Annotated in this window: 25 protein-coding genes; 6 read left to right on the top strand and 19 right to left on the bottom strand. The window is 69.7% G+C overall.

Translation table 11 applies throughout. The annotated features are described in order from the left end of the window. Positions 1-28: 28 nt before the first annotated feature. The 6 genes from thmT to ABF401_RS19890 form a co-directional block, all read right to left on the bottom strand. Positions 29-244, bottom strand: a complete 216-nt coding sequence (thmT, locus tag ABF401_RS19915; RefSeq protein ID WP_353511333.1) for a 2-hydroxymuconate tautomerase — start codon at positions 242-244, stop codon at positions 29-31. A 2-nt stretch (positions 245-246) separates the two neighbouring features. After that, the gene (locus ABF401_RS19910; RefSeq protein ID WP_353511332.1) at positions 247-1,074 is read right to left on the bottom strand and encodes a 2-keto-4-pentenoate hydratase; all 828 of its coding nucleotides are present in this window, start codon (positions 1,072-1,074) and stop codon (positions 247-249) included. After that, complete coding sequence (gene dmpG / locus ABF401_RS19905) at positions 1,074-2,231, bottom strand: 4-hydroxy-2-oxovalerate aldolase (RefSeq protein WP_353511331.1); 1,158 nt, start codon at positions 2,229-2,231, stop codon at positions 1,074-1,076. Before dmpG ends, ABF401_RS19910 begins: the two co-directional genes overlap by 1 nt. A 3-nt stretch (positions 2,232-2,234) precedes the next feature. Continuing rightward, positions 2,235-3,245: an acetaldehyde dehydrogenase (acetylating) gene (locus ABF401_RS19900; protein WP_353511330.1), complete on the bottom strand. Its 1,011-nt coding sequence runs from the start codon at positions 3,243-3,245 to the stop codon at positions 2,235-2,237. Between the two features lie 4 nt (positions 3,246-3,249). Beyond that, the gene (locus ABF401_RS19895) at positions 3,250-4,071 is read right to left on the bottom strand and encodes a 2-keto-4-pentenoate hydratase (RefSeq protein WP_353511329.1); all 822 of its coding nucleotides are present in this window, start codon (positions 4,069-4,071) and stop codon (positions 3,250-3,252) included. A 249-nt stretch (positions 4,072-4,320) separates the two neighbouring features. Then, positions 4,321-5,130 carry an IclR family transcriptional regulator gene (locus ABF401_RS19890; protein ID WP_353511328.1) on the bottom strand — a complete coding sequence of 270 codons (810 nt, stop codon included), beginning with the start codon at positions 5,128-5,130 and terminating at the stop codon, positions 4,321-4,323. A gap of 62 nt (positions 5,131-5,192) precedes the next feature. Here ABF401_RS19890 and ABF401_RS19885 point away from each other — a divergent pair, with 62 nt between their 5' ends. Continuing rightward, entirely contained in the window at positions 5,193-6,002 is an 810-nt protein-coding gene (locus tag ABF401_RS19885; protein WP_353511327.1) for an IclR family transcriptional regulator, read from the top strand. Between the two features lie 145 nt (positions 6,003-6,147). Here ABF401_RS19885 and ABF401_RS19880 read toward each other — a convergent pair whose 3' ends face one another. From ABF401_RS19880 to ABF401_RS19840, 9 genes are all read right to left on the bottom strand, one after another. After that, on the bottom strand, positions 6,148-7,227 hold the full coding sequence (locus tag ABF401_RS19880; protein ID WP_353511325.1) for an NADH:ubiquinone reductase (Na(+)-transporting) subunit F: 1,080 nt from the start codon (positions 7,225-7,227) through the stop codon (positions 6,148-6,150). Between the two features lie 87 nt (positions 7,228-7,314). Further along, positions 7,315-7,638 carry a phenol hydroxylase subunit P4 gene (locus ABF401_RS19875; RefSeq protein ID WP_353511324.1) on the bottom strand — a complete coding sequence of 108 codons (324 nt, stop codon included), beginning with the start codon at positions 7,636-7,638 and terminating at the stop codon, positions 7,315-7,317. Between the two features lie 12 nt (positions 7,639-7,650). After that, positions 7,651-9,192 (bottom strand): YHS domain-containing protein, encoded by a 1,542-nt coding sequence (locus tag ABF401_RS19870; protein WP_353511323.1) that lies wholly within the window; start codon positions 9,190-9,192, stop codon positions 7,651-7,653. A gap of 37 nt (positions 9,193-9,229) precedes the next feature. Further along, positions 9,230-9,544: an MmoB/DmpM family protein gene (locus tag ABF401_RS19865; RefSeq protein WP_353511322.1), complete on the bottom strand. Its 315-nt coding sequence runs from the start codon at positions 9,542-9,544 to the stop codon at positions 9,230-9,232. Position 9,545: 1 nt separating this feature from the next. After that, positions 9,546-10,553, bottom strand: a complete 1,008-nt coding sequence (locus ABF401_RS19860) for a ferritin family protein (RefSeq protein WP_353511321.1) — start codon at positions 10,551-10,553, stop codon at positions 9,546-9,548. 84 nt (positions 10,554-10,637) lie between these two features. Continuing rightward, positions 10,638-11,093, bottom strand: coding sequence for a hypothetical protein (locus tag ABF401_RS19855; protein ID WP_353511320.1), 456 nt, complete (start codon positions 11,091-11,093; stop codon positions 10,638-10,640). A gap of 44 nt (positions 11,094-11,137) precedes the next feature. Further along, a complete protein-coding gene (locus ABF401_RS19850) occupies positions 11,138-11,587 on the bottom strand; it encodes a GlcG/HbpS family heme-binding protein (protein ID WP_353511319.1) in 450 nt (149 codons plus the stop codon). A gap of 33 nt (positions 11,588-11,620) precedes the next feature. After that, entirely contained in the window at positions 11,621-12,538 is a 918-nt protein-coding gene (locus tag ABF401_RS19845; protein ID WP_353511318.1) for a catechol 2,3-dioxygenase, read from the bottom strand. Positions 12,539-12,540: 2 nt separating this feature from the next. Then, positions 12,541-12,912, bottom strand: coding sequence for a 2Fe-2S iron-sulfur cluster-binding protein (locus ABF401_RS19840; protein ID WP_353511317.1), 372 nt, complete (start codon positions 12,910-12,912; stop codon positions 12,541-12,543). A gap of 602 nt (positions 12,913-13,514) precedes the next feature. On the opposite strand from ABF401_RS19840, the gene ABF401_RS19835 reads away from it, so the two are divergent. The 3 genes from ABF401_RS19835 (at position 13,515) to ABF401_RS19825 (ending at position 18,490) form a co-directional block, all read left to right on the top strand. Next, on the top strand, positions 13,515-14,309 hold the full coding sequence (locus tag ABF401_RS19835) for a putative endonuclease domain-containing protein (protein WP_353511316.1): 795 nt from the start codon (positions 13,515-13,517) through the stop codon (positions 14,307-14,309). Positions 14,310-14,573: 264 nt separating this feature from the next. Then, positions 14,574-16,523: an ABC transporter transmembrane domain-containing protein gene (locus ABF401_RS19830; protein WP_353511315.1), complete on the top strand. Its 1,950-nt coding sequence runs from the start codon at positions 14,574-14,576 to the stop codon at positions 16,521-16,523. Next, entirely contained in the window at positions 16,520-18,490 is a 1,971-nt protein-coding gene (locus ABF401_RS19825) for an ABC transporter ATP-binding protein (protein ID WP_353511314.1), read from the top strand. Before ABF401_RS19830 ends, ABF401_RS19825 begins: the two co-directional genes overlap by 4 nt. Positions 18,491-18,698: 208 nt before the next feature. On the opposite strand, the gene ABF401_RS19820 is transcribed toward ABF401_RS19825, so the two are convergent. The 3 genes from ABF401_RS19820 to ABF401_RS19810 are packed head-to-tail and all read right to left on the bottom strand — an operon-like array spanning position 18,699 to position 21,977. Beyond that, positions 18,699-20,399, bottom strand: a complete 1,701-nt coding sequence (locus tag ABF401_RS19820; RefSeq protein ID WP_353511313.1) for an ABC transporter permease — start codon at positions 20,397-20,399, stop codon at positions 18,699-18,701. Continuing rightward, positions 20,396-21,316, bottom strand: coding sequence for an ABC transporter ATP-binding protein (locus ABF401_RS19815; RefSeq protein ID WP_353511312.1), 921 nt, complete (start codon positions 21,314-21,316; stop codon positions 20,396-20,398). The genes ABF401_RS19820 and ABF401_RS19815 overlap by 4 nt, the downstream gene beginning before the upstream one ends. After that, positions 21,309-21,977: a TetR/AcrR family transcriptional regulator gene (locus tag ABF401_RS19810; RefSeq protein ID WP_353511311.1), complete on the bottom strand. Its 669-nt coding sequence runs from the start codon at positions 21,975-21,977 to the stop codon at positions 21,309-21,311. Before ABF401_RS19810 ends, ABF401_RS19815 begins: the two co-directional genes overlap by 8 nt. A gap of 168 nt (positions 21,978-22,145) precedes the next feature. Here ABF401_RS19810 and ABF401_RS19805 point away from each other — a divergent pair, with 168 nt between their 5' ends. Beyond that, positions 22,146-23,393 carry an NAD(P)/FAD-dependent oxidoreductase gene (locus ABF401_RS19805; protein WP_353511310.1) on the top strand — a complete coding sequence of 416 codons (1,248 nt, stop codon included), beginning with the start codon at positions 22,146-22,148 and terminating at the stop codon, positions 23,391-23,393. 113 nt (positions 23,394-23,506) lie between these two features. Further along, positions 23,507-24,088 carry a hemerythrin domain-containing protein gene (locus ABF401_RS19800; RefSeq protein ID WP_353511309.1) on the top strand — a complete coding sequence of 194 codons (582 nt, stop codon included), beginning with the start codon at positions 23,507-23,509 and terminating at the stop codon, positions 24,086-24,088. Positions 24,089-24,163: 75 nt separating this feature from the next. Here the strand turns inward: ABF401_RS19800 and ABF401_RS19795 are convergent, their stop codons facing one another. Next, complete coding sequence (locus ABF401_RS19795) at positions 24,164-24,613, bottom strand: hypothetical protein (RefSeq protein WP_353511308.1); 450 nt, start codon at positions 24,611-24,613, stop codon at positions 24,164-24,166. Positions 24,614-24,782: the final 169 nt, after the last annotated feature.

Raw genomic sequence — 24,782 nt, 5'->3', positions numbered from 1 at the left:
GCGTTCACCTTTGGGATCGCATTGGGTTTCAAGAGGACTGGGCCGTATGCCGCTGGGCTCGGCGCTCGTCGATGGTGACGTCCCCGGCGGCGAAGTGCGTTGCGGGAACCTCCCGGAGGACGACCCGGACGCTCTCGATCGGTGCGTCGACGCTCTCGACGGCGGCCCGGGTCACGTTGGAGATGAGACTGCGCAGCTGCTCGGGGCTGCGGCCCTCGACCAGGGTGATCTCGATGAGGGGCATGGTCACTGGCCGCCGTTGAGGAAGACCGAGCCGAGGTTGGTGAAATGCAGCGCCACGGATGCGCCGGGCGGGGTGAACACCGCGTCGGTCATGCCGCCGGTGAGCACGATCCAGCCGGGCTCGATGGCGTGGCCGCGGCGGGCCAGGTCGTTGGCGGCCAGGGCGAGGGCCTCGCCGGGGTGGCCCTGGACGGCGGCGCCGGTCGCGGAGTCGACGATCTGCCCGTCGACCTCGACGAGCACGGCCTCGAGGCCGAGGTCGAGCTCGGCGGGCGGGAGGCCGACCGGGCCGGTGACGAAGGCGCCGGAGGAGGCGTTGTCGGCGGCGACGTCGCCGGCCCGGAACCGGAAGTTGCGGTAGCGCGAGTCGATGACTTCGGCGCCGCCCCACACCGACTCGACGGCGGCCATGGCCTGCGCGGCCGTGACGCCGGGCCCCTCCAGCCGGTCACCCATGACGAAGACGATCTCGGGCTCGATCCGCGGGTGGATGAGGCGGGACTGGGGGACGGGGTCGCCGACGGGCAGGATCATCGCGTCGGTCAGCCAGGCGACGAACGGGAAGTGCACGCCCATCCGCTGCTGCTTGGCCCGGCTGGTCAGCCCGAGCTTGACGCCGATGAGCTTCTCGCCGCGTGCGAGGCGCTTGGTCAGGTTGAGGTCCTGGATCTGGTAGCCGGTGTCGAGGTCGAGCTCGGGCCACTCGTCGGTGAAGGGCTCGCGCTCGCGGCGCTCGTCCTCGCAGGCGAGCAGCTCCGCGGCGACGGACTCGAGGTCCCAGCCGCCCGGGGGCATCGCGCCGGTGCCGGTGGCTGCGGTCGTGTCGGTCATCAGCGCACCCCGAGCCCGGCCAGGTCACCCATGGCCAGCTCTCGCTCACGTTCTTCGGCGAGCTGCAGGGCGATGTCGATGATCATGTCCTCCTGGCCGCCGACGTAGCCGGCTTCCCCGACCCGCTGCAGGATCGCGTGGGCAGGGACCTCGTAGCGCTCGGCGGCCCGCTCGGCGTGCAGCAGGAACGAGGAGTACACGCCGGCGTAGCCCTGCGTGATCGAGGCGCGGTCCATCCACGGCAGGCGCGGGATGAACGGGCGCACGACGTCCTCCGCGGCCGAGAGCACCTCGCCGAGGTCGACGCCGGTCCTGATGCCCATCCGCTCGAAGGTCGCGGCGAGGACCTCGGTCGGGCTGTTGCCGGCCCCGGCACCGAGGGCGCAGAGCGCACCGTCGATCTGCTTGGCCCCGGCCTGGTAGGCGAGCACGGAGTTGGCGATGCCCATGGACAGGTTCTGGTGGCCATGGAAACCGACCTGCGCCGCGTCGGGACCGTGGCCGATCTCGTCGATGACGGCCTGGATCCGCTGCTGGGCGGTGTCGAGGACGAGGGCGCCGGCGGAGTCGACGACGTAGACGCACTGGGCGCCGGCGTCGACCATGATCCGGGCCTGCTTGGCCAGCTCCTCGGGGGCGGCCTTGTGCGAGAGCATGAGGAACCCGACCGTCTCCATGCCGAGCTCGCGGGCCGCGCCGAAGTGCTGGATCGAGACGTCCGCCTCGGTGCAGTGCGTCGCGATCCGGGCCACGGACGCCCCGGCCGAGTGGGCCTGCTTCAGGTGATGGACGGTCCCCAGCCCCGGGAGCATGAGGATGGCGATCTTCGCCTGGGTCGCCTCCTCGACGGCCGCCTTGATGAGCTGGAACTCGTCGACCTTGGAGAACCCGTAGTTGAAGCTCGACCCGCCGAGGCCGTCGCCGTGCGAGACCTCGATGACCTGGACGCCTGCCTTGTCCAGGGCGTGGACCACGCCGCGGACCTGCTCCTCGGTGAACTGGTGGCTCATCGCGTGCGAGCCGTCGCGCAGGGTCGAGTCGGTGATCCGCAGGTCGCGCTCACCTCCGGCCGTCGGGGTGTTGGCCAGGACGTCGGACTCGGTCACCGCCTCGGTGATCTTCGGGGCGTCCTCGGGACGGATGGTCATGTCGCCCATGGGTCAGACTCCTGCCTTCGCTGCTTTGGTGGCGGCGGCCTCGGGCAGCTCACCGAGGTCCGCCGAGGACTTCCACGTGGACGCGACGCCGAGCCGGTGGGCGACCATGATGTCGCCGACCCGCGCCGCGGCGGCCGTGATGATGTCGAGGTTGCCCGCATAGTCCGGCAGGTAGTCACCGCGGCCCTTGACCTCGATCGGGACGAACACCCGGGCCTGGCCCTTCCACGTCTCGCGGGGATGGTCGAACTGCACGTCGGCCCGCAGGTGGTAGCCCGGCACGTACTCCCGGACCGTCTCGACCATCCGGTGGATCGACTCCAGGACCCCGTCCTGCAACGCGCCGGGCTCGGCGGCCTCATCCGGGATGGCGCAGAAGACGGTGTTGCGCATCATCAGCGGCGGCTCGACCGGGTTGAGGATGATGATCGCCTTGCCGCGGTCCGCGCCGCCGACGACCTCGAGCGCCGAGGCGGTCGTCTCGGTGAACTCGTCGATGTTGGCGCGGGTGCCCGGCCCGGCCGACCTCGACGAGATCGAGGCCACGATCTCCGCGTAAGGGACTGGCACGACGCTCGAGATCGCCTTGACGATCGGGGTGGTGGCCTGCCCGCCGCAGGTGATCATGTTGACGTTGGTCGCGTCGAGGTTGAACTCGAGGTTGACCGGAGGGCAGATGTACGGCCCGATCGCCGCGGGCGTCAGGTCGACCGCCAGGATCCCGGCCTCGGCGTACTTCGGCGCGTTGAACTCGTGCGCCTTGGCCGAGGTGCACTCGAACACGATGTCGGGCAGCTCGTCCTGGGCCAGGAGCCAGTCGACTCCCTCGTGCGAGGCCTGCAGCCCGAGCGAGGCGGCGCGGCGCAGGCCGTCCGAGGCGGGGTCGACGCCGATCATCCAGCGCGGCTCGATGATCCCGCTGCGCCGCATCAGCTTGAACATCAGGTCGGTGCCGATGTTGCCCGGGCCGACGATGGCAGCGGTGCCCTTGCTCCGTGAACTCTGGTCAGCCATCTGGCTACTCCTTGATGGACGAGGGGGACGAGGGGGACGAGGTGGTCGAGAAGCGTGCAGTGACCGAGCCGAGACCGGCGAAGGTGGCGGTGAAGGTGTCGCCCGGCGCGACCGGGACCATCGCGCAGACCGCGCCCGGCAGCACCACATGGCCCGCCTCGAGGGTGACCCCGCGGGCACCGACCGTGTTGGCCAGCCACACCAGCGAGTTCAGCGGCGACCCGAGCACCGCGCCCCCCGCTCCGGTCCCGACGACCTGCCCGTTGCGGTGGAACGTCGCACCGGCCAGGCGCAGGTCCACGGCCGAGACGTCGGTCGGGGTGGACCCCAGCACCACGGCCCCCGAGGAGGCGTTGTCGGCGATCGTGTCGAACAGGCCGATCTTCCAGTCCCTGATCCGCGAGTCGACCAGCTCCAGCGCCGGCAGGACGAAGTCGACCGCCGCCAGCGCCTCGTGGACCGTCACACCCGGACCCCGCAACGGCCTCTTCAGCACGAAGGCCACCTCCGGCTCGACCCGCGGCTGCAGGAAGCGGTCCACCGGGATCGGCATGTGCTCGAGGTAGAAGAAGTCGTCCAGCAGGTGCCCGTAGTCCGGCTCCGACACGCCGAGCAGCCGCTGCATCGCCGCGGACGTCAGGCCCACCTTGTGGCCCTTGATGGTCCGCCCACCCGCCAACAGCTCGTCGATCTGCTTCAGCTGAATCGCATAGGCGTCCTCGAGCGTCAGGTCGATGTACGTCGAGGTCAACGGCTCGATCGGCTCTCGCGTCTCGTACGCCTTGAGCAGCGCCCTGGCTGCCTCTGACCGGGTGAGATCGTCCACCTGAGGTCCCTTCGAGATTCGTGTTCCAGGCTCCTGCCGGAACGGGGGTGCGGACCGCACCCGAGGCTCTGCCCTTCACGGTAGGTCGGCGGCAGGGGGCCCGTCGTGCTCCGTTCCGCTCCCGGGAACGAGCCCCGTGCCGTATGCCGCTGCGCCGGCTCCTCGTCGACTGTGCACTTCCCGCCGGAGGCGCGCGCCACAGGAACTGCACACTCGACAACCGGAAGGTCGAGTGTGCAGCTGGTGCCCTCAGTGCCCGATGTTCCTGGCGATCCGGTTGGATGCGGCAGTGAGCAGTGGCACGAGCTGTCCCACGGCGGGCTTGACCTGCTCGGTCGGCCCGAAGACCGAGAGGGACGCGATGGCCGTGCCGTTGTTCAGCACCGGCACTGCGACGGACGAGGCGCCGTCGAAGGACTCGCCGTGCGACTCGGCGAACCGTCGGGTGCGGACCATCTCGACGACAGCTTCCCACTCCGCCGGCGTGCGAACGGTGCTGCGCAGGCGGGGCGGGAACCCGGCGGCAAGGCGGGCGCGGTAGACCGTCTGGTTGAACGCCGCGAGCGCCTTCCCGGAGCTGGTGCAGTGGGAGGGCAGGCGGCGGCCGAAGTGGCCGAGGATGCGCACCCCGTCGACGTTCTCGATCCGCTCGACGAAGACGACGTCGGCGCCTTCCGGCACGGAGAAGTTGACCGTGAGGTTGGTGGCCTTGGCGACCTGGCGCACCGTGGGAAGGGCGGCGTGGCGCAGCGCGTTGCGGGCGAGCGCGAGCTGCCCGAGCTCGTAGAGGTGGATCCCGAGGCGGTAGCTGCCGGTCGTCTGGTCCTGCTCGACGAAGCCACGTGACACCAGCGTCTGGAGCAGCCGATGCGCGGTCGACTTGGCGACCCCGAGCCGACGGGCGATGTCCGAGACGCCGAGCTCGCCGTCCACGGCGAAGCACTCGAGCACGTCCAGGGCCGACCCGACCGACTTGAGCCCGGAACCCAGGGTGGGGTCCTGGACGGCAACGGGCTTCCGGGGCGTCGTGGCGCACCACGCGTGTTCAACGATCGTCATCGACCGGCCTCTCATCGACGGGATGCCATGACAGTGACCGAGCGATGGCGTTCAATCAATCCATGCGTTCCACTGAGCGGCATGAAACGGCGAAGGTGAGCGAACTCACGCCCCCCAGGGGGTCACCCGCCGGCCCTCCGGGCGTCCTCGGCCGGACCCTCGCCCTCATCGAGGCCTTCGACGCCCGGACGTCGAGCCTCTCGCTCGTCGAGCTGTCCCGCCGCAGCGGCCTGCCCAAGTCGACCGTCTTCCGGCTCGCGTCAGAGATGTGCCGGGAACGGCTGCTCGAGCGGCAGGAGGACGGGAGGTACGGCCTTGGCCTCCGACTCTTCGAGATCGGCGAGCGGGTGCCGATCTACCGCTCCCTCTCCGAGGTGGCTCGCCCGGTCATGGAGGACCTTCGGGAGGCAACTCGCCAGCGCATCCACCTCGCGATCCTGGAAGGGGTCGATGTCGTCTACGTCGAGATCGTCGGTGCGAACCTCCTGTCTGTCGGCTCCCGCACGGGAGGGCGCTTCCCTGCTCACGCAACGGGGGTGGGCAAGGCCCTGCTCGCCTACTCACCAGCCGCCGTCGTCCAGGCCCGGATCGACGCCGGCCTGCCACGCCTCACGCCGCGGACCATCACGACGCCGGGGGCGCTCCAGCGCGACCTGCGTCAGACCCGGACCCGTGGCTTCGCCCAGGACCGGGAGGAGTCCCACGTGGGTGTCTCGTGCGTCGCCGCTCCCGTCTTCGGCAGCGACACCAAGGTACGGGCCGCCCTGTCCATCACGGGCCGGACGACCTCGATCGACCCGGCCCGCCTCGGGCCGGCTGTGCTGACGGCGGCGCACACGCTCGGCCGGTCCCTCCGCGAGAGCCGGCTCTGACCAACTCGAGTGTGCAGTTGCCGCCCGGCGCGAAGTGCACACTCGACCGGGAGGGGGGCCGGGCCTCCGTCGAGTGTGCAGTTGCTGCCCGGCGCGAAGTGCACACTCGACCGGGAGGGGGCCGAGCACGGGGACCACGAGTCCGTCAGCGTTTGATGAGCGGGCTCTTCAACCCACCGGACGCCTTGTCCGACTCGTCGAAGAAGTCCTCGCGGTAGATGTCCCGAGGGAAGAGGCGCTTGGACATCAGCGTCTTCAGGGCCGCCTCGACCATGAGCGGCGGCCCACACAGGTACCCGGCTCCGCCGCTCAGGCTGGCGTGGTCGGCCGCGATGACGTCGGTCACCAGGCCGTAGCCGTAGGCCGCGGCGTCCTCGCCGACCTCCTCCGCTGTCTCGTCCGACAGGCACGGTCGGTAGGTGAACTGGTCGGGGTGCTCCGCCTCGAGCCGCCGGAAGTCGTCGACGTCGTAGAGCCACTCGCGCGACCGGCCGCCCTGGTAGAGCGTCAGGTGCCCCTCGTAGGCGTCGTTCTCGAGCGCGTGCCGGATCATCGACTTGATCGGTGCGAGCCCGGTCCCTCCCGCCACGAGGACGGCGTTGCGGTCGTCGCCCACCTTGAGCACGAAGCGGCCATAGGGCCCAGACAGCTTCACCCGGTCCGCGACGGCCATCGCCCCGAAGATCCAGCCATCGGACGCCAGCCCTCCGGGCGTCCGCCGGATGTGGAACTCGAGCCGCTGCTGCTCGGTGGGCGGGTTCGCGATCGAGTAGGTCCGGTCACAGTCCTTCCCCGGCACCTCGAACTTCATGTACTGCCCGGCGTTGAACGCCATCGGCCGGTCGAGCTCGATGACGAGGCGCCGGGTGTCCCGGGCGATGTCCTCGAGCGCCACGACGGTTCCGGTGTAGTCCTGGACGGGATGCACCTCGACGTCCTCGTCGACGTCGATGTCTGCCTCGATGACGACGTCGGAGCGCGGCCTGGCGCAGCAGGTGAGCAGCTTGCCCTCGTCGCGCTCGAAGTCCATGAGTGCGAACGAGCTCGCGTCACCGTGGTCGACATCGCCGTCGAGCACGTCGCTCTTGCACGTCGCGCACGTGCCGTGAGTGCACGAGTGGGGCAGCCAGACGCCGTTGCGCAGGCAGGCGTCAAGGATGGTCTGGTCCTCGCGACACTCGATCTCACGACCGAGTGGCTCGACGGTGATCGTGAATGTCTCCACGGCGGTTCCTTTGGTTCTCAAGCAAATTCGGAAGGTGCCGTATGCCGCTGAGCCGGCTCGGCGGCATACGGCACCGTTGTTGCCTGGCTAGGCGAGGACGGTCGCGAGGACGTCCTTGTGGACGACGCCGAGCTCCTCGAGGGTCGCATCGTCTCGCGGAGTCATTGGCTCGCCATGGAGCGACCAGGCGCGCGCGGCCGACGGGTCGAAGTCGGGGTCCTCCTCGGCGAAGGGGATGACGAGCTGGGACCAGAAGTCGCCCCACGTCATCGCCTTCGGTGCCCGGAAGCACGCCGCCGCGCAGAACCACGGGTTGTCCTTGAACCACACGTGGACGAGCTGGTCCTCTCCGTACAGCTCCTGACGGGACTTCGACGGGAAGTCATATGCGCCAATACTCTTCACAGCCATGTCGGTCTCCTCTCAGGCCTCGACGCCCAGGCGCTCGTGATCGGCGTCCTCGTGCCACTGCTTCCAGTTCTTGTCGTCGCGCGAGCCCTGGTGCTCGCCGCCGTCACCGTCCTGGATGCCGTACCACGCGAGGACGTCCGGGACGGTCGGGCCGCCGCAGTTGCCCTGGTAGATCTGGTGCACTGGCAGCCAGGCCTGGACGTACTTCTCCGGCTCGCGCTCGAAGATCCACTGGCAGCCGTCGGAGCAGAACTGGAACTTCTCCCCGTTGTACTCGGACTCGCGCTGGCAGATGGTCGTCGGGTCGCCCGGCTCGGTGAAGCCCATCGGGATCTGGCAGGTCTGGCACAGCTGCGGCAGGCCGCGGACGAAGTGCCGGCCACCGGCCTCGATGTTGCGCTTCTCCTTCTCCCAGAGTGGCCGGTAGTACCTGTCGAAGGTGTCCGGGTAGGTCTTGGACAGCCACTCCAGGTGCTCGTCGTCCGGGACGCTCGTCGTGAACGAGGCGGCGTGCGAGAACTGGTAGAGGATCCAGTAGACCTGGTGGGAGAGGATCTCCTTCTCGGCGATCGCGTCGTCGACGTGCTTCGGCGGGCGGATGCCGTAGAAGGCGAGGTCCTCGAAGAGGCCCTTCATCATCTGCTGCTCGAAGTACAGCTCGAAGGCCTCCTTCCAGCTCATCACCTTGCGCGGGAGCATGTAGTCGAGCATCTGGGCCACGAGACCGGTCACCCGGTAGCCCCGCCAGAACCACTTGTCGATCCAGGCCTGGACGATCGGGACGTTGTCCTCGTCCTGCTCGAGGAGGAACTTGATCGCCTCGAGGCCGAGGGTCATGTGGCGCGACTCGTCGGACTGCGCCGAGAAGCCGAACGTCATCGTCGGCAGGTCGCCGTTGAAGGACGCGCCCGACATGAAGGGGACGAACAGGAGGTTCGTCAGCAGGTACTCGAAGGAGAACCCGATGGCGATGAGGAACTCGAACGGGCCGGCGGCGAGCGCGTCGTCGAAGAACGACTTCGGCACCGAGAGATACCAGACGCGGTCGTGCATCTCGAGGTAGTTGTGGAAGCCGCTGTAGTACTTGTTGTAGTTCGAGAGGGTGTGGACCTCGGTCTGCAGGTGCCGGATCTCGTCGATCGACTGACAGAGCGCGGCGAACCGCGGACCGGGGCCGGCGAGGTGCCGGGCGAGGTAGGCGAAGTTGCGGTGCGCCTGGTACTCGAGTGGTGCGACGCCCTGGAGGAAGAGCTTCATCGCGTTGAGGTAGGACGCGTCCGTCAGGGACAGATGGCCCTGGCCCTGCGCGAAACCGTCAAGCACGGCGTAGAGGCGCTTGTCCTTCTCGGCCTGGTACTTCGCATAGGCGTCCACGGTGAGGCGGAAGGGGTCCTCCCACTTGCTCCAGTCGTGGATCTTGATCCCCTCGAACTCGAGGTAGGGGAACATCTCTTCGCGGGAGACGTAGGACGGCTCCCAGTCGAGGTCACGGGTGAGCGCCTCGTACCGCTGTTTCATCGACAGCTTGCGCGGCGCCTTGGGGGCGATGGTCATGGTCTTCTCCTTGATCGCTTCGTGGCGGCCGGGCGGCTCAGTGGTCCCAGGCGATGACGATCTCGTCGTCATCCCATTCCTTGATGTGTCCGAAGTAGGACACGATCGCCATCTGGAACTCGTGGGTCTCCCACTCGCGCCCGAGGCGGTCCTCGACTGTGATCCGGTTGACCACGAGGCGACCGGGTGCGGTGATCCGGACGAGACCGGGCATGTGGTTCACGGCGCAGTCGGGGTTGTCGGCCTCGATGGCCTCGACGACCGCGCGGTTGGTCTCCGACTCCTGGATGTCGACGCCGACGGGGCGGGTGGCGGCGGGGGTCGCGCCGGCGGCAGTGGTCGTGTCGGTCATGTCAGACCTCCTTGGGGGTGGAGTGGGCGGCGCGGACCTCGGCGGCGACCGCCTCGAGGGCGGCCTCGGCGCCGGCTCCGACCAGCGCGTCGGCGCGAGCGGCGAGCGGGCGGAGCGCGGTCACGGTCCGGTCGACCGCGTCCGCGACGGTGCGTTCGAGAATCTCGGCGTTGGCGGCCCCGAGCTCGGGGTCGGCCGTCCACGCCTTGTAGAGGGCGTCGAGCCAGCGGCGCTGGTCCTTGAACCACTCGGTGAGGTGCTGCGCGGCAAGGCTGTAGGCGGGGGCACCGCCCGTGAGCGCCGCATCGTCGAGGTGGACGAAGAGGATCCGGTAGAGCAGCTGGTCGGTGACGTCGAGCGCCACGAGCGAAAGGGCCCAGTCCTTCTCGACGATCGTCTGCTCGACGTGCTTGCGCAGGCCCTGGAGGGCAGCGTCCTCGAGCCACGAGGTCTTCGCGTCCTCGAGCAAGCCGGCGGTGCCGCCGTCGAGGGCGATGCCGAGCCGGCTGATCAGCTGCGCGTTGCCGATGCGGTCGAAGGCCGCGTAGGCCGCGCACTGGGTGATCGTCGTACCGAACCCGAAGCGGGCGGCCGCGGTCGAGATCAGCTGGGCGCCCGACTCGTAGTGGCGCAGCGGGATGACCAGCTGGGCGAGCAGGTCCCTCCAGCGGTCGGGGAGGCGCTCGAGGAGGCCGCGGCTCTCGAGGTAGGTCAGGGTCGCGCCGAACGCGTCCGACATCGCCGCCCGCGACGTGACGTAGGGGGCGTAGTAGAACTGGCGCGGGTCCGTGAACGAGTAGGGGTCGGACAGGCGCAGGACGCTGAAGTCCTCGTCGTAGAGATCGTGGCCGGGATCCCAGAGCGGCCGGTAGTGGAAGTTCTCCTTGGCCTGGATGTCGATCGACCCCTCCTCGTAGCGCGAGGCGGGGCGGTCCCCATACCTCGCGACGAGGTGGTCGAAGGTCTTGCGCTGCGGTTCGATGACCTGGGTGCGCAGTTCGTACTGCATGCTCGGCCCTCCTTCTCGGGAGCGTGTGCGGGCGCGTTGGGATGGGGAGCGCCCGGAATGGGCGTCCCAGACTGGGGCGGGTGGTCAGGCGGCGGGGTGCCGCGTGACTCCGGACTCGACGAGGAGCCGGACGAGCAGGTCGGGCAGGGCGTCCGGTCCGTCGAGCTCCTGGGGGACCTCGGACTCGAAGCCGTCGCCGACGAGGCGGGCGTAGGCCGTGCGGTCCTCGAACGTCGTCGAGACGCGGACCGCGCGGCCGCGGTAGGTGATGTTGAAGGCGAGCTCGTTGGGAAGGGTCTCGTCGAAGAGGGCGAGGTGGTCGTCTCCAACCCCGGCGACGATGGCCCCGGCCGAGGCGAGCACGGCGTTGGCCTCGCAGACGAGCTGCTCGGCGAGCGAGCGGATGGCGACCTGGCGGTCGGCACCGGTGCCGGTGGCGATGCGCTGGCTGATCCGGGTCATGGGCATCGGGGCGACGGGCTCGACGTCGGTGTCACGCGCTCCGACGAGCTCGGCGACCTGGAGCATGAACGGCGTCATTGCTCGTCCTATCTCGTGGTTCGTGCCTGGAAGGGGTTGCTGGGTCAGATGTGGGTGGGGGCGGCGGCGCCGGCCTCGGCGATCTCTCGGTCCTGCTCGGCCGTGCCGCCGGAGACGCCGACCGCACCGACGAGCGCGCCGTCCACGCGCACCGGGACCCCGCCGCCGAAGACGACGAGCCGGTCGCGGTGGACGATGCCCTCCCGGAGTGGGGCCTCGTTCTCGATGAGCCCGAAGAACTCGTGCGTGGCGATGCCGTTGAAGGCCGAGACGGTCCACGCCTTGTCCTGCGCGATCCCGGAGGAGAGCAGCGGCGCTCCGTCCATACGGGCGAAGGCGATGAGCGCACCCGACGGATCGGTGACGGCCACGTTCACGGGGACTCCGATCTCAGCCGCCCGCTCGAGGGCGGCGTCGACGGCTGCCCGCGCACCGGCATACGTGATGGTCTGCTGGGTGCGCACGTGTGTGGCGCGGGCGGCCGTCGTCGTCATGGCTCTCCTCCGGGATGGCAGGGTCGGGAAGGATCAGGTCGAGACGGTGGTGAAGCGCTCGTTGATCTCGCGGGCGTGGTAGAAGATGCCCTTGGCGATCTGGTCGGGCGTCCACTTGACCGTCGGCCGGTCCGGGTAGGCCAGGTAGCCGCCGGCGAACACCTCGTTGCGGTTGCCCGACGGGTCGAAGAAGTAGATCGTCTGCCCGCGGGTGATGCCGTGACGGGTGGGGCCGATGTCGATCGGCACGTCGTCCATCGCGAAGAGGTCACCGGCGTGGCCGACCTCTGCCCAGTCCTGCAGCTTGAAGGCGACGTGGTGCAGCTTGCTCTGCGGCCCCTCGAGGACGGCGATCTGGTGGATCTGGTTGTTGCTCGTCATCCACGTGGCGATGTAGTGGGCGTCGTCGTCGACGAGGTCGGTCTGGACTCGCTCGGTCGTGTAGAACCCGAAGACGTCCGTCAGCATGTTCTCCATGAGCCGCACGTCCTCGGCGAGGATGAGCGAGTGGTCGAGGCCGGGGACGCCGACGCCGACGAGGTGGCGCGGGAACGCCTCGGGGTTGTGCGTGCCCACCTCGGTGCCGATGAGCGTCTGCTCGTGGTAGACCTCGAAGACGTGGTCCGACGGGGTGGTGAAGCGGATGCCGTCGCTGACCTCGGGGTTCTCACCCTTGGACATGCGCTCGACGGTCAGGCCGAAGGCCTTGCCCTTCTGCTCGATCTCGTCGATGTCCTCGGGCTTCTCGACCTTGAAGCCGTACTTGACGACGCCGACGCCGCCCTCCTCGAGGACGAGCGAGTGGTGGTCCCACTCGTCCCAGCCCTTGAAGTAGAGCTTGCCGTCCTCTTCGAGGGTCTCGTAGAGACCGAGCGTGTTGGCGTAGTGCTGCTTGGCTTCGGCGAGGTCCGTGACCCGGACATGCGCGTAGCCCATCCTCAAGATTCCCACTGCTACTCCTTCGTGGTGGTGCCGGCGGCCAGGGCTTCGGCGCGGAGCCGGGCCTTTTCGTTGATCTGGCGCAGGAACGGGTTGACGAGACGCAGGCAGCTGTCGCGCATCTCGATGGTGAGGTCCGAGTCCGGGACGGCCCGGCAGCTCAGACAGGTGCCGTCCCCGCGCTCCTCGTCGGAGATCACGGAGTCGGCAACGGGTCGGTTGTAGTCGAACGCCCCGTCGTGGACGTCGACCTTGCAGATGGCGCAGCCGCCGCGGCGGCACCCGATCGTGTAGGCGTAGCCGGCCTTGTACAGCCCCTCGAGCACGGTCTCTCCCGGCGCGAGGTAGATCCTCTCGCCCGTCGGGTGGATCGTGAGTGTCGGCACCGGCGCTCCCTTGCGATCTGTCGAGGCGCCACCTCCACGTGTCGCCGATACGAGCGTCGCGCCTGGGCCGCCGGTTCGGGGGGCACGTTCCTCTCCCCGGAACGACACACAATCCGCCCGTATGCCGCTGGGCTGGCTTCTCCTCGACCGTGCAGTTCGCGCCGGGCTGGCTTCTCCTCGAGTGTGCAATTCGCGCAGGGCTGGCTTCTCCTCGAGTGTGCAATTCGCGCCGGACTTGGTGCCCGTCGGTTGCACGCTTCCGGGCGGTGGCCCCGGGATCCACATCCCGTGGCGGCACGCTCTTCTGTCCACAGGGAGCCTGCCCATCCTGCCCGCGCATCGGACGGAGCACCGATCGTGTGCCCATGAACTCGAGGCCGCTCCCGGAACCCTTGGCCCCATACTTCACCGTGACGGATGGGCGCGCGGCGGGATTGAGTGGCCGTCAGCTGAGACGTCCCTTCCTTAACTCGCCCACACGAGGCGTCTGGGCAGTCCAGCCTCCCCGGGACTTGGCCGCGTTGGCGACCGCAGTGTCCTTGGCGCTGCCAGCAACAACCGCGTTCTCACACCTCACGGCCGCCCGGCTGCACGGACTCCCCTTGTCGTATGCGATGGAGGAGGACATCCGACTGCACGTCATTGGGCCGATCGACCAGCCCCAAGTGCGTCGGCACGGGCTCGTGGGCCACCGGATCCTGCATCAGCGTGCCGTGACCGACGTGTCGGGGCTGCGCGCCGTCGACCTCGCAGACACGTGGGTCGACCTCGGAGAACTGGTGGGCCCAGGCAAGCCGGTCGGGCTCGATGACCTCATCGTGATCGGAGATGCCTGCGCGACCCGTCTCAAGTCCGTGCGCCCGCTGCGGCGCGCGCTGGCCAAGCGCGTCCGCCCTCGCGGCAAGAGGACCTTGCTCGAGGCGCTCGAGTCCATCAGAGTCGGCTCCTGGTCACCGCGTGAAACGGTGTGCCGGCTGATGTTTGTGCGGGCGGGGCTTGTCGAGCCACTTCTCAACGAACCCATCTACGCGAGCTGGAACCCCACCCTGCTTCTCGGTTACGGAGACCTCGTCTGGCGCATCGGTACACCTGACGGTCGAGTGATCAAGGTGATCGGGGAGTATCAAGGGGCTGAATTCCACTCCAGTGAGGCGCAACGTGGCCGTGATGAAGCGCGCAGCGTTCTCTTTGAGCAAGACGGTTGGGTAGTACTGGAGATCTGGAACGCCGACGTGTGCACGACCGAGGCGCGACAGTCCACGGTGCGCCGGTTTGCCCGGGAGCTCGAGGTAGACGAGGACGCTCTCACTCTCGGCCTGGCCGAGCCACGCTTCTTCTCGCGGCATGCCATCGAGCTGGCCCTCGAGCGCAACGTCCGCCGGGCGGCAAGACTCTAGATGACCGGGGGTGCACACTCGGCGAAGCCCGAGCCCCGAGGCTCCCGGCGCGGAGTGCACACTCGACAAGGCCCCCAGCCCCGAGGGCGCGGCGCGAGGTGCACACTCGACGAAGCCCGAGCCCCGAGGCTCCCGGCGCGGAGTGCACACTCGACGAAGCCCGAGCCCCGAGGCTCCCGGCGCGAAGTGCACACTCGAAGGCTGGGTCGGCGCCCGAAAAACCGGTGGGGCGGCGTCACCGCCCCCACCTAGGCTGGATGGGCTATGCGAGACTTCCCACCCGAGATCCGGGCCTACACCGATCGCGCCACCAAGGCCGACGAACCGGATACCCGCAGTCCACGAACCTTCCTGCGCTGGATGGTCCGTCAGCAGGGCGCGCTCTTCTGGGCCGGCCTGCTCGTCGCCGTCGTGTGGATGGTGCCGCAGACGCTCGGGCCGTGGATGGTCGGGCGGGCCATCGACACCGGCATCATCGCCGGTGACGCCAGTGCGACGCTCCGGTGGGTCCTGATCCTCGGGGCGGTCACGGCCATCGGGGCTATGAGCGGGGTCGTCTACCACACCATCATCGTGCGCGAGTGGCTCATCGCCCTCTACGGCACGACCGCGCTGGTGACACGCAAGGCACTCCAGCTCGGCCACGTGCTGACCCGCCGCACGCCGACGGGCGAGGTCCTGTCCGTCTCGGGCAGCGACGGCGACCAGTTCGGCGCACTCATGGAGGTCACGACACGCGCCATCTCGCAGTTCGTCGCCTATCTGGTCGTCGCGGGCATCGTCCTGTCGACATCGGTCCGGATGGGCCTGCTCGTCCTCCTCGCGGCGCCGCTGCTCGTCGTCCTCGGCACGCCGCTGCTCCGGCCCATGCAGCGCTGGCAGGGGATCGAGCGGTCCCGCAACTCGGAGCTGACCTCGATGGCGACCGACATCGTGGCCGGCCTGCGCATCCTCAGGGGGATCGGCGGCGAGGACACCTTCGGCGGCAACTACGCCGACCAGTCACAGCGCGTCCGGCACTCAGGGGTCCTGGCCGGCAAGTGGTACGGCGCCGTCGAGGCCGTGGGCGTGCTCATCTCGGGCGGGTTCGTCGTGGTCCTCATGTGGCTCGGCACCCGGGAGGTCGCCGAGGGGCGGCTCACGGTGGGCCAGTTCGTCAGCTTCCTCGGCTACGGCTTGTTCCTGCTGGCGCCGATGCGCACCTTCGTCGAGTTCGCCCTGAAGTGGATCCGGTCGGTGGTGTCGGCGCGCAAGGCCATCGCCGTGCTCAGCCAGCGTCCCCCGTGGGTCGAGCCCGAGCACCCGCAGGCGTTCCCCTCCGGGGCGCCAATCGTCGACGGGGCGTCCGGCGCGGTCTTCGAGCCGGGCCACCTCACCATGGTGGTCTCGGCGGTCCCCGACGACTCGGCCGCGCTGGCGGACCGCCTCGGCCGGTACCTGCCGTCCGATGAGGGCACGCTCGTCAGCGACGAGATCCCGGAGGAGCTCAAGGGACGAGCGGCCCGGCGAGAACGCTCCCGCCGCACGGTCCAGCGCGAGGAGCAGGCGAGACAGGACGAGGAGCGGGCCAGACAGGCTTGGGGCGTCACCGTCGGCGGCGTCGACCTCGGGGCCATCCGCCTCGACGAGGTCCGTCGCCATGTCCTCGTCAGCGACACCTCGCCGCAGGTGTTCGCGGGCACCCTGCGCGAAGCGGTCGACCCCCTCGGACGTCTCACGCGGTCCGAGGCCGAGCTCGCCCTGCACACCGCCGCAGCGGAGGACGTCTTCGACGCCATGCCGGGGGGCTGGCAGGGGGAGCTCGACGAGCGGGGTCGGGGCCTGTCGGGTGGCCAGCGGCAGCGACTCGTCCTCATGCGAGCCCTGGCGGCGGACCCCGACGTCCTCGTCCTGGTGGAGCCCACCTCCGCCGTCGACGCGCACACCGAGGCACGCATCGCCGAGCGGCTCGCACCCCACCGCGCCGGTCGCACGACGATCGTCATGACGGCGTCTCCGCTGCTCCTCCACCATGCCGACGACGTGATCCTCCTCGAGGACGGCAAGGCCACCACCCGGGGACGGCACGTCGACCTGTTGGCGAGCTCAGCGGCATACCGCTCCATCGTCGTGCGCGGGGAGGTCGCGGCGTCGCACCAGCCCAGCCCCGACGAGTCGAACGGGTCGCACCCCGATTCCTTCGTCACCCACTTCAGCGAGGAGGAGGCGCCATGAGCCACGTGGACACCGACGTGTCGCCGCTGCCGTCGGACCTCGCCGCCGAGTCGGCCCACACGTGGGACCGCCCCGCCGAAGTCCCCGTCGTCCCGGTCGAGCTGCGTCCTCCCACCACCGCCTCGCCGCAGGATCGCGTCCGGGCGCTCCGGCTGCGCCACCAGCTGCGTGAGCGGCGGGCACACGAGTTCGTCGCCGACCAGCTGAGCTCGCGCAAGGGCCTGCCCATCGCCGCGCCGGGGCGCGTCGTCAGGTTCATCGGCCGGCTGCTCGCCGAGCGCAAGCACGTCGTCGCCGCCGTCCTCGTCGCCAACGCCCTGGCGGCCGGCGCCGGCCTGCTCGTGCCGCGACTGCTCGGCTCGCTCGTCGACTCGACCGTCGCCGACGTCCAGGCCGGCCGCCAGGATGCGGCCCTCGCCGCCGCCAACACGATGGCGCTTGTCGTCGCGGGGATCGTCCTCCTGCAGGGGCTGCTGACCTTCGCGGCGCAGGCCACCTCGGCCGTCCTCGGCCAGGGCGTCCTCGCTGCGGCGCGCGAATACGTCGTGCGGGCGATCCTCAGGCTGCCGCTGTCGCGAGTCGAGTCGGCCGGCTCGGGCGACCTTGTCACCCGCGTCACTCGTGACGTCGGGACGATGAGTGAGTCGGTCCGGTGGGCGCTGCCTCAGGCGATCATCGCGGGCACGACCGTCGTGCTGACCCTCGTCGCCATGCTGAGCAACTCGCTCATCCTGTCGGTCCCTTCGCTCGTGCTCATGGGCCTGGCCCTCTTCCAGATCCGCCGCTATCTCGCCCGTGCACCCAAGGGCTACCTCACCGAGGGCGGCACCTACTCGCGGATCAACACGACGCTGACCGAAACCGTCGAGGGCGCCCGCACCGTCGAGGCGCTCGGGCTCGGTGCCCGGCGGCTCCGCCGTGGTGAGGACGACCTCGAGGTCTCCGGCCAGGCCGAGCGCTACACGATGACCCTGCGCAACCTGCTCTTCGCGGTCATGGACCTCGCGTTCAGCATGCCGAGAGTGCTCGTCCTGCTGCTCGGGGCGGTCGGCTACGCACAGGGCTGGGCCACCCTGGGCCAGATCACCACGGCGATCCTCTACACCGAGGCGCTCTGGGGACCGTTCGAGATCCTCGTCCACACGGTCGACCGGGTGCAGGTCGGGATCGCGTCGACGACCCGACTCCTCGGCATCGCCACCGTGCCGCCCGACCGCGAGGCAGGTGCCGCCAGGCCGGCCGCCCCAGACCTCGTCGGCAGGGACCTGCGCTACGCGTACCGTGCGGACCACGACGTCCTCCACGGCATCGACCTCGCCCTGCGACCGGGGGAGCGGCTCGCCGTCGTCGGACCGAGCGGCTCGGGCAAGTCGACTCTCGGCCGGCTCCTCGCGGGTATCCACGGCCCGCGCACCGGGACCGTCGAGGTCGGCGGGGTCGGCCTGACCTCGCTGCCCCTCGACGTCCTGCGGAGCGAGGTCGCCCTCGTCACGCAGGAGCACCACGTGTTCATCGGCTCGGTGCGCGACAACGTCGTCCTGGCCCGCGAGGACGCGTCCGACGAGGCGGTCATCGAGGCACTTCGCGCGGTCGACGCCTGGGACTGGGTCGAGCGCCTGCCCGAGGGGCTCTCGACCAAGCTCGGCTCCGGGCACACCCAGCTGACGCCGGGCCGGGCGCAACAGATCGCCCTGGCCCGCCTCATCCTCGCCGACCCGCACACCATCGTCCTCGACGAGGCCACCTCGCTCATCGACCCCCGGACGGCGCGGCACCTCGAGGGCTCGATGAACGCGCTGCTCACCGGCCGCACCGTGGTGGCCATCGCGCACCGCCTCCACACTGCTCACGACGCCGAGCGGATCGCGGTCGTCATCGACGGGCGCATCGTCGAGCTCGGCAGCCACGACGAGCTCGTCGCGCGGGACGGCGAGTACTCCGCCCTGTGGCGCGCCTGGACGTCCTGACCCCGCGCTGACCGGGCGTGCCAGCGGCCGCCGGCTCAGCGGCATACGACATCAGTTGACGTATGCCGCTGAGCTCGCCCCGCGCGCACGTGGCCCCACGCGCCTCCCGCCCCCCACGGCCCGCAACACGCCCGGGAATCTCGAACGCACCCCTGAAACTTCAGGTGTGCGTTCCGAGATACCGGGCGTGTTGCGGTTGTCCCCTGGGCTAGCCGACCGACACGATGTCGCGGCGCCGGAGGCCGAGGAAGCCGACGGCCGCGACGGCCAGAGCGGCGAGGCTCATCACGACCAGTGGCGTCACCGCGGCAGCTTCGGCGGGCACCTGCGGCGTGTGATGGATGGGGGAGAGCGACAAGGCCCACTCGGGCAGGTTGAGCAGGCCGCCGAGATAAAGGGCCAGGGCGGCCCAGATGACGAGCACCCAGGTGAGCGAGCCCAGCCGGGGAGCCAGCCCGTACAGGGCGATGGCGACAGCGGCCATGAGCAGAGTTGCCGGAACGTAGGCAAGGGCGGCCCGGACGAGGTCCCACACCCAGCCGCCGTCGCCCGTGCCCGCCGCGACGCCGAGCCCGGCGCCGAGCCCGATGACCACGAGCATGACCACCGCCTGCAGGGCCACGACGAGAGTCCAGCCGCCGAGCAGCCCCGTCCGCCCGCTGCCCGTGGCGAGCACAGCCTCGACCCGGCCGGCCGCCTCCTCCGAGCGAAGCCGCAGGACCCCTGCCACGGCGATCGCCATCGGGGCGATGACAAAGAGCGACAACATGTAGGCCGAGAAGCTCGTCGTCAGGTTGGCCAGGTCCAGTGGCAGCATCTCGTCGATCTGCGGGATGTCGTTCACGAGGTCCTCGAGCGAGTTGGCGAGCGCGCCGAAGGCAATCGCGAAGAGGAACATCCCGACGAGCCAGCCGAGGTACGTGTTCCAGAGGAGCCGATGGGCGAGCCCCACTGGCGAGAGCAGCCGCGGCGACGCCTCGGCGGGGCCGGGCGTGGGAGCACGCAGCCCGGCACCGAGGTCGCGTCGCTGGGCGAGGCGGACCGTGACGGCGAGCAGGACGACGATGGCCGCCGCGGACACCGCGAGCGGCCACCAGCGCAGGTCGACGTAGAGCCGCGTCTGTTGCGCCCAGGCCAGCGGCGAGAACCACGAGAGCCAGGAACCCTCGTTGCGGATGACGTCGCCGAGGCCGCGCGCGAGGAAAGCGACGGCCAGGACTCCGAGCGCCATGCTCGAGGCGGTTCGCGCATGCTCGGTGAGCTGGGCCGTCACGCCTCCAATCGCGCCGAAGACGAGTCCGGTCAGGGCGGTGGCCAGCCCGAAAGCGAGCGAGCTCGCAGCCTCCATCCCGGTGCCGACGAGCGCGAGCGTCGTCACCGCGCCGACGGCGACGTTGGCCAGGGCGACGGTGAACAGGGCCGCGGCAGCGGGGGCGAATCGTCCGACGGGCAGCGCACGGACGACCTCCAGGCGCCCGGACTCCTCCTCGGCCCGCGTGTGCCGGATGACGAGCAGGATGCTCATGATGGCGGCGCCGAGGATGACGTAGAGGGACAGTTCGTTCGCCACCATCGCCCCGAAGGTGTAGTTGTCCAGCCCGAACGCGGGCCCGGTCATCATGATGGCGGACGGGTTCGACATGAGCGACGCACGCGCCTGCAGGGCCTCGGGCGTCGTGTACGTCGCCTCGAGCGAGGCGACCGAACCGGCGACGAGGATCCCGAGCGAGAGGGTCCACACCGCGATCCGGATGCGCTCGAGCCGGAGGAAGAACCGCAACAGCTCAAGGGTGCCGGCCCAGGGCTCGGCCGTCGCCCGTGCACCGGGACGGTTCACGGCGCCCGAGCGCTGGGCCTGGGACGTGGCCTGCCCGGCGGTGGCCGTGGGGGTGTCCATCGGGGCGCTCATCGGGACGCAGCCTCCTCCGGGGCAGCGATCTCGTCGCCGTAGTGGCGCATGAAGAGCTCCTCGAGGGAGGGCGGGGCGATGGTGAGGTTCTCCACCCGCTTGTCGGCGAGCAGCCGCAGCACGTCATTGACGTGGACGTTGTCGACGTCGAAGCGAAGGAACCCGTCGTCCGCCGTGAGGTCGTGGACGCCGGGCGCCCGCGAGAGGGCCGTGGGGTCTGCGGAGGTCGTCGCCGTGACGGTCGAGCGGGTGAGGTGGCGCAGCTCGGCCAGTGTGCCCGTCTCGACGTCCCGACCGGCACGGATGATCGTCACGGTGTCACAGAGCTTCTCCACCTCCGCGAGGATGTGGCTCGACAGCAGGATGGTGCGCCCCTCGTCGCGCAGCGCCCGGACCTCTTGGGTGAAGACCGCCTCCATGAGCGGGTCGAGGCCCGACGTCGGCTCGTCGAGGAGGAACAGCTCCGCATCGGTGGCCAGCGCCGCGACGAGCGCGACCTTCTGGCGGTTCCCCTTCGAGTAGGTGCGGGCCTTCTTCGTCGGGTCGAGCTCGAAGCGCTCGAGCAGCTCCTCACGCCGACGGCGGTCGGCCGACTTGCGGTAGAGCCGGGTCAGCACGTCGATCACCTCACCGCCGGTGAGGTTCGGCCACAGGCTGGTGTCCCCGGCGACATAGGCGACGCGCCGGTGGATGGCGACCGCATCGACCCACGGGTCGAGCCCGAGGACCTGCGCGGAGCCGGAGTCGGCCCGCAGCATGCCGAGCAGGACGCGGATCGTCGTCGACTTCCCCGAACCGTTCGGTCCGAGGAAGCCGGCCACCTGTCCCTTCTCGACGCGGAGGGAGAATCCGGCCAAGGCCTTCGTCGTCCCGAACGACTTGACGAGATCGTGGGTCTCGATGGCGAGGTCAGGCATGTGAGCTCCTGTGGGGTTCGTGGAGGGTGGACAGGTAGGCGTCGAGGAGGCTCGAGTCGGTGAGCAGCGGCTCGGTGTAGATCTCGAGAAGCGGCAGGATGAGGCGGTTCGAGTAGGCCTGCAGCCACGCGGGCAGCTGCGACACGTCGAGGTGCTCGTCGCGGCCGGGCAGCTGCAGCAGGAGCGCCCCAAGGGCCGTCTCGGTCAGGACCCGCGCCCGTGCCTCGGGGTCGCGGCTCGGGCGGACCGAGCCCGCCTCCACGGCCTCGCCGAGATAGGTCTGCGCGTCCACGACAAGCTGGTCGAGGAGTCTCGTGGCGAGCTTGCCGCCGCTCTGCAGGCAGCGCAGCAGGTACGCGACGAGGTGGGCGTAGCCCTCCACGTGCGCGAGCTGGGTGAGCATGGCGGTGGCACCGCCCGGCCCGAGCACCGCGGACTTGTTGGCGCTGACCTCGGCGAGAACCCATTCGTCGCACGCCTCCCGCAACCCGGCCCGGGAGCCGAAGTGGTGCAGGATCAGCGCCGGGCTGGCCCCGACGTCCGCGGCGATCGCGCGCAGCGGAGCCTCCATCCCGTCCGCGGCGAAGCGCCGGATCGCCGCCTCACGGATCCGGGCGCGGGTGGTGAGGTCCTCGACCGCAGGGGGCCGTGCTGAACTCATGTATAAGATGCTAAACGGATGTTCAGTCATCCGTCAAAGTCTTGCGGTATGCCGCTGGGCTCGCACCCAGCGCGACGGCGCAGTCGGTGCCCGCCGGGTAAGACACCCGGCTCTTTCGACACGAACTGGACACTCGACCAAGTGAGGTAGGTGGGGGAGAGTGGCCCCATGAGCAACAGCCATCCCATCGTCATCGTCGGCGGCAGCCTGACAGCCGCACGCGCCATCGAAGCCATCCGCGAGAGCGACCACGAAACGCCGATCGTGCTCGTGGGCAAGGAGAACCGGTTGCCCTACGAGCGGCCGCCCCTGTCCAAGGGCGTCATGCTCGGCAATGACCCCGAGGACGTCGCCTTCACGCATCCTCGCGAGTGGTACGACGACAACAACGTGGAGCTGCGACTCGGCGTCGCAGCGGACCGCCTCGACCCGGACAAGCGAACCGTGACGTTGTCGGACGGCAGCGAGCTCGGCTACGGCTCAGTACTCATCGCCACCGGCTCCGGCCTGCGCAAGCTCGACGTGCCCGGCACCGACCTCGCCGACGTCTTCTACCTCCGTTCGATGACCGACTCCGAGAAGATTCGCGCCCGTCTCGTCGCCGGAAGTGACGTGGTGGTCATCGGCGCCGGCTGGATCGGCTTGGAGGTCGCAGCGGCCGCCCGGCACCACGGCGCCGAGGTGACCATCGTCGAGCCCAACCCCACTCCGCTCTTCGGGGTGGTCGGCGAGCAGGTCGGCACCTGGTTCGCAGACCTGCACCGCAGCCACGGGGTTACCCTGCGCCTCGGTGAGGGCGTCGAGCGTCTCGAGGGTGAGGACGGCAAGGTCACGGCGGTCGTGACGAGCAGCGGTGAGCGCCTGCCGGCCGACACCGTGGTCATCGGGGTCGGAATCCGGCCCAACACCCGTCTCGCCGAGGAGGCCGGTCTCGAGGTCGACAACGGGATCGTCGTCGACGAGGCGCTGCGCGCGTCTGCCGAGGGTGTCTACGCGGCTGGCGACGTCGCCAACTGGTACAACCCGACCCTCGGGACTCGCGTGCGCGTCGAACACTGGGCCAACGCTCAGGACGGCGGGTATGCGGCGGGTCAGTCGATCGCCGGCAAGGACGTGCACTACGGACCGGTCCCCTTCTTCTTCTCCGACCAGTACGACGTCGGCCTCGAGTACTCGGGCTACATCCCGCCTCGTACGGAGACCGAAGTGGTCCTTCGGGGTGACCCCAAGAGCAACGAGTTCATGGCGTTCTGGGTCGTTCCCGAGGCCGGCGGGGTCCGAGTCCTCGCGGGGATGCACGTCAACATGTGGGACACCATGGAGGCCGTCCAGACTCTCGTCCGGGACCGCACCTCCGTCGACCGCGACCGCCTCGCCGACCCCGGGATCGCACTGACCGAGGTGGACTCTGCCTGACCAGTATCGCGAGAGGTGCAGCACGTTGGCGGTGCAGAGCCGTTACCTTGACGAGGGCACGGGTAGTGGTCGCCGGAAGGAACGTCTCACTGCCGACTGCCGAAGGTGATCCGATGGAGGCCCGCGTCGCCACCCTGCACGAGATCAGATCCGCGCTCAACGCCGAACACCAGCACCTGTGGGGGCTGATCGGCTCCCTTCGCCACGCCTCCGTCGACGAGCGCGAGCTCCCGTTGCAGGGGCTGCTCCGCTACTTGGCCGTCCACGAGGCGGCCGAGGAGGTGGCCATCCACAATGCCTGGGTCACCGACTCGACGAGGGAGAGACTCGACGAGGAGCGCGAGGCCGCGGAGATCGTCGAGCGCCTGGCTCGCCTCGGCGATGCTCACTCGGTGACGTCGATGACCGCCGAGGCAGACCCGGTGGGCGCACCCCCGTCCGACGACGAGTTCCTCGTCGCCCTGGACCAGCTCGAGCGCAGCCTCCGGGATCACGCCGAGGCGGAGGAGAACGAAGAGCTGCCGATCCTCGCCGCCGAACTGCCCAAGGAGCAGGTCGGCGACATGCTGCGCGTCGTCCTCATGGTCCGCGAGATGGCAGGGGATGCCGCGTCGCCGATCGCGGACGGATCCTTCACCACGATGCGGCTCGCCGCCCAGCGAGAGTTCAAGCTGGCACTCAGCCAGCTCCGCTGACCCGGACCGCCGGCATGGTGAGGGGCCGTGCCAACCCCTCGTTCGGCACGGCCCCTCAACGCGGTGACCTGTGGGTCACTCCATCGGCATCTCCCAGTCGGGAGCGCACGTCGCCATGCCGTCGACGATGGCCATGGTCAGCATCCCGAAGTCGTCGTCCTCCAGGTAGCTGATCGGCTTGGGGGCCACGCCCTTCTTGTAGTAGCTGCCGCTGCCGATCGTGGCGCGCGTGTGAATCAGCGGCTCCTGCGTGACGCCCTTTGCCGCCATCCACTGCGCGACCGCGTCATCGGCGACGTAGCCGCACTGCTGCGCGTACTCGGGTCCGATGAGGAACGTGGCGCCGAGGTCGCTCAGCGGCATCCACGCGCTGTTGCCCTTGCTGTGCGCTCGGTGGGCAGCCTCCTGCCACTCAACCTTGTAGCAGTGGTGCGCCGAGGCCATGGTGGAGCCGGCGAGCGTGATGGCCGCGGTTGCGGCCAGGACCGTGCCGGCACGACGCATGGTCCGGTGGAGTGCACTCATACTGTCTTTCCCTCCCTGGTTGGCTCCGGGCAAACGTGTATCCCGGATAGCAACCGTCCAGAGACCAGCTCGGCCGGGCAGATACACGCATGTGCCGTATGCCGCTGGGCTCGCTCCCGCGCATCGGTGGCCTTCCGCTGGGGCCGGTTCTGCGTCGTCGAGCGGGTAC

Source organism: Intrasporangium sp., from assembly GCF_040414665.1.
GTDB lineage: Bacteria > Actinomycetota > Actinomycetes > Actinomycetales > Dermatophilaceae > Intrasporangium.
Note: the sequence above shows the minus strand (reverse complement) of the source record. Positions and strands in the feature narration are given on the sequence as shown.

Coding starts and splice junctions, on each gene's coding strand:
- ABF401_RS19855 (WP_353511320.1), bottom strand. CDS start 11,093: ATGACGCCGTTCATGCTCCAGGTCGCCGAGCTCGTCGGAGCGCGTGAC.
- ABF401_RS19810 (WP_353511311.1), bottom strand. CDS start 21,977: ATGAGTTCAGCACGGCCCCCTGCGGTCGAGGACCTCACCACCCGCGCC.
- ABF401_RS19890 (WP_353511328.1), bottom strand. CDS start 5,130: ATGACGATCGTTGAACACGCGTGGTGCGCCACGACGCCCCGGAAGCCC.
- ABF401_RS19870 (WP_353511323.1), bottom strand. CDS start 9,192: ATGACCATCGCCCCCAAGGCGCCGCGCAAGCTGTCGATGAAACAGCGG.
- ABF401_RS19820 (WP_353511313.1), bottom strand. CDS start 20,399: ATGAGCGCCCCGATGGACACCCCCACGGCCACCGCCGGGCAGGCCACG.
- ABF401_RS19825 (WP_353511314.1), top strand. CDS start 16,520: ATGAGCCACGTGGACACCGACGTGTCGCCGCTGCCGTCGGACCTCGCC.
- ABF401_RS19885 (WP_353511327.1), top strand. CDS start 5,193: ATGCGTTCCACTGAGCGGCATGAAACGGCGAAGGTGAGCGAACTCACG.
- ABF401_RS19860 (WP_353511321.1), bottom strand. CDS start 10,553: ATGCAGTACGAACTGCGCACCCAGGTCATCGAACCGCAGCGCAAGACC.
- ABF401_RS19850 (WP_353511319.1), bottom strand. CDS start 11,587: ATGACGACGACGGCCGCCCGCGCCACACACGTGCGCACCCAGCAGACC.
- ABF401_RS19910 (WP_353511332.1), bottom strand. CDS start 1,074: ATGACCGACACGACCGCAGCCACCGGCACCGGCGCGATGCCCCCGGGC.
- ABF401_RS19900 (WP_353511330.1), bottom strand. CDS start 3,245: ATGGCTGACCAGAGTTCACGGAGCAAGGGCACCGCTGCCATCGTCGGC.
- ABF401_RS19815 (WP_353511312.1), bottom strand. CDS start 21,316: ATGCCTGACCTCGCCATCGAGACCCACGATCTCGTCAAGTCGTTCGGG.
- thmT (WP_353511333.1), bottom strand. CDS start 244: ATGCCCCTCATCGAGATCACCCTGGTCGAGGGCCGCAGCCCCGAGCAG.
- ABF401_RS19795 (WP_353511308.1), bottom strand. CDS start 24,613: ATGAGTGCACTCCACCGGACCATGCGTCGTGCCGGCACGGTCCTGGCC.
- dmpG (WP_353511331.1), bottom strand. CDS start 2,231: ATGGGCGACATGACCATCCGTCCCGAGGACGCCCCGAAGATCACCGAG.
- ABF401_RS19800 (WP_353511309.1), top strand. CDS start 23,507: ATGGAGGCCCGCGTCGCCACCCTGCACGAGATCAGATCCGCGCTCAAC.
- ABF401_RS19805 (WP_353511310.1), top strand. CDS start 22,146: ATGAGCAACAGCCATCCCATCGTCATCGTCGGCGGCAGCCTGACAGCC.
- ABF401_RS19875 (WP_353511324.1), bottom strand. CDS start 7,638: ATGGCTGTGAAGAGTATTGGCGCATATGACTTCCCGTCGAAGTCCCGT.
- ABF401_RS19830 (WP_353511315.1), top strand. CDS start 14,574: ATGCGAGACTTCCCACCCGAGATCCGGGCCTACACCGATCGCGCCACC.
- ABF401_RS19865 (WP_353511322.1), bottom strand. CDS start 9,544: ATGACCGACACGACCACTGCCGCCGGCGCGACCCCCGCCGCCACCCGC.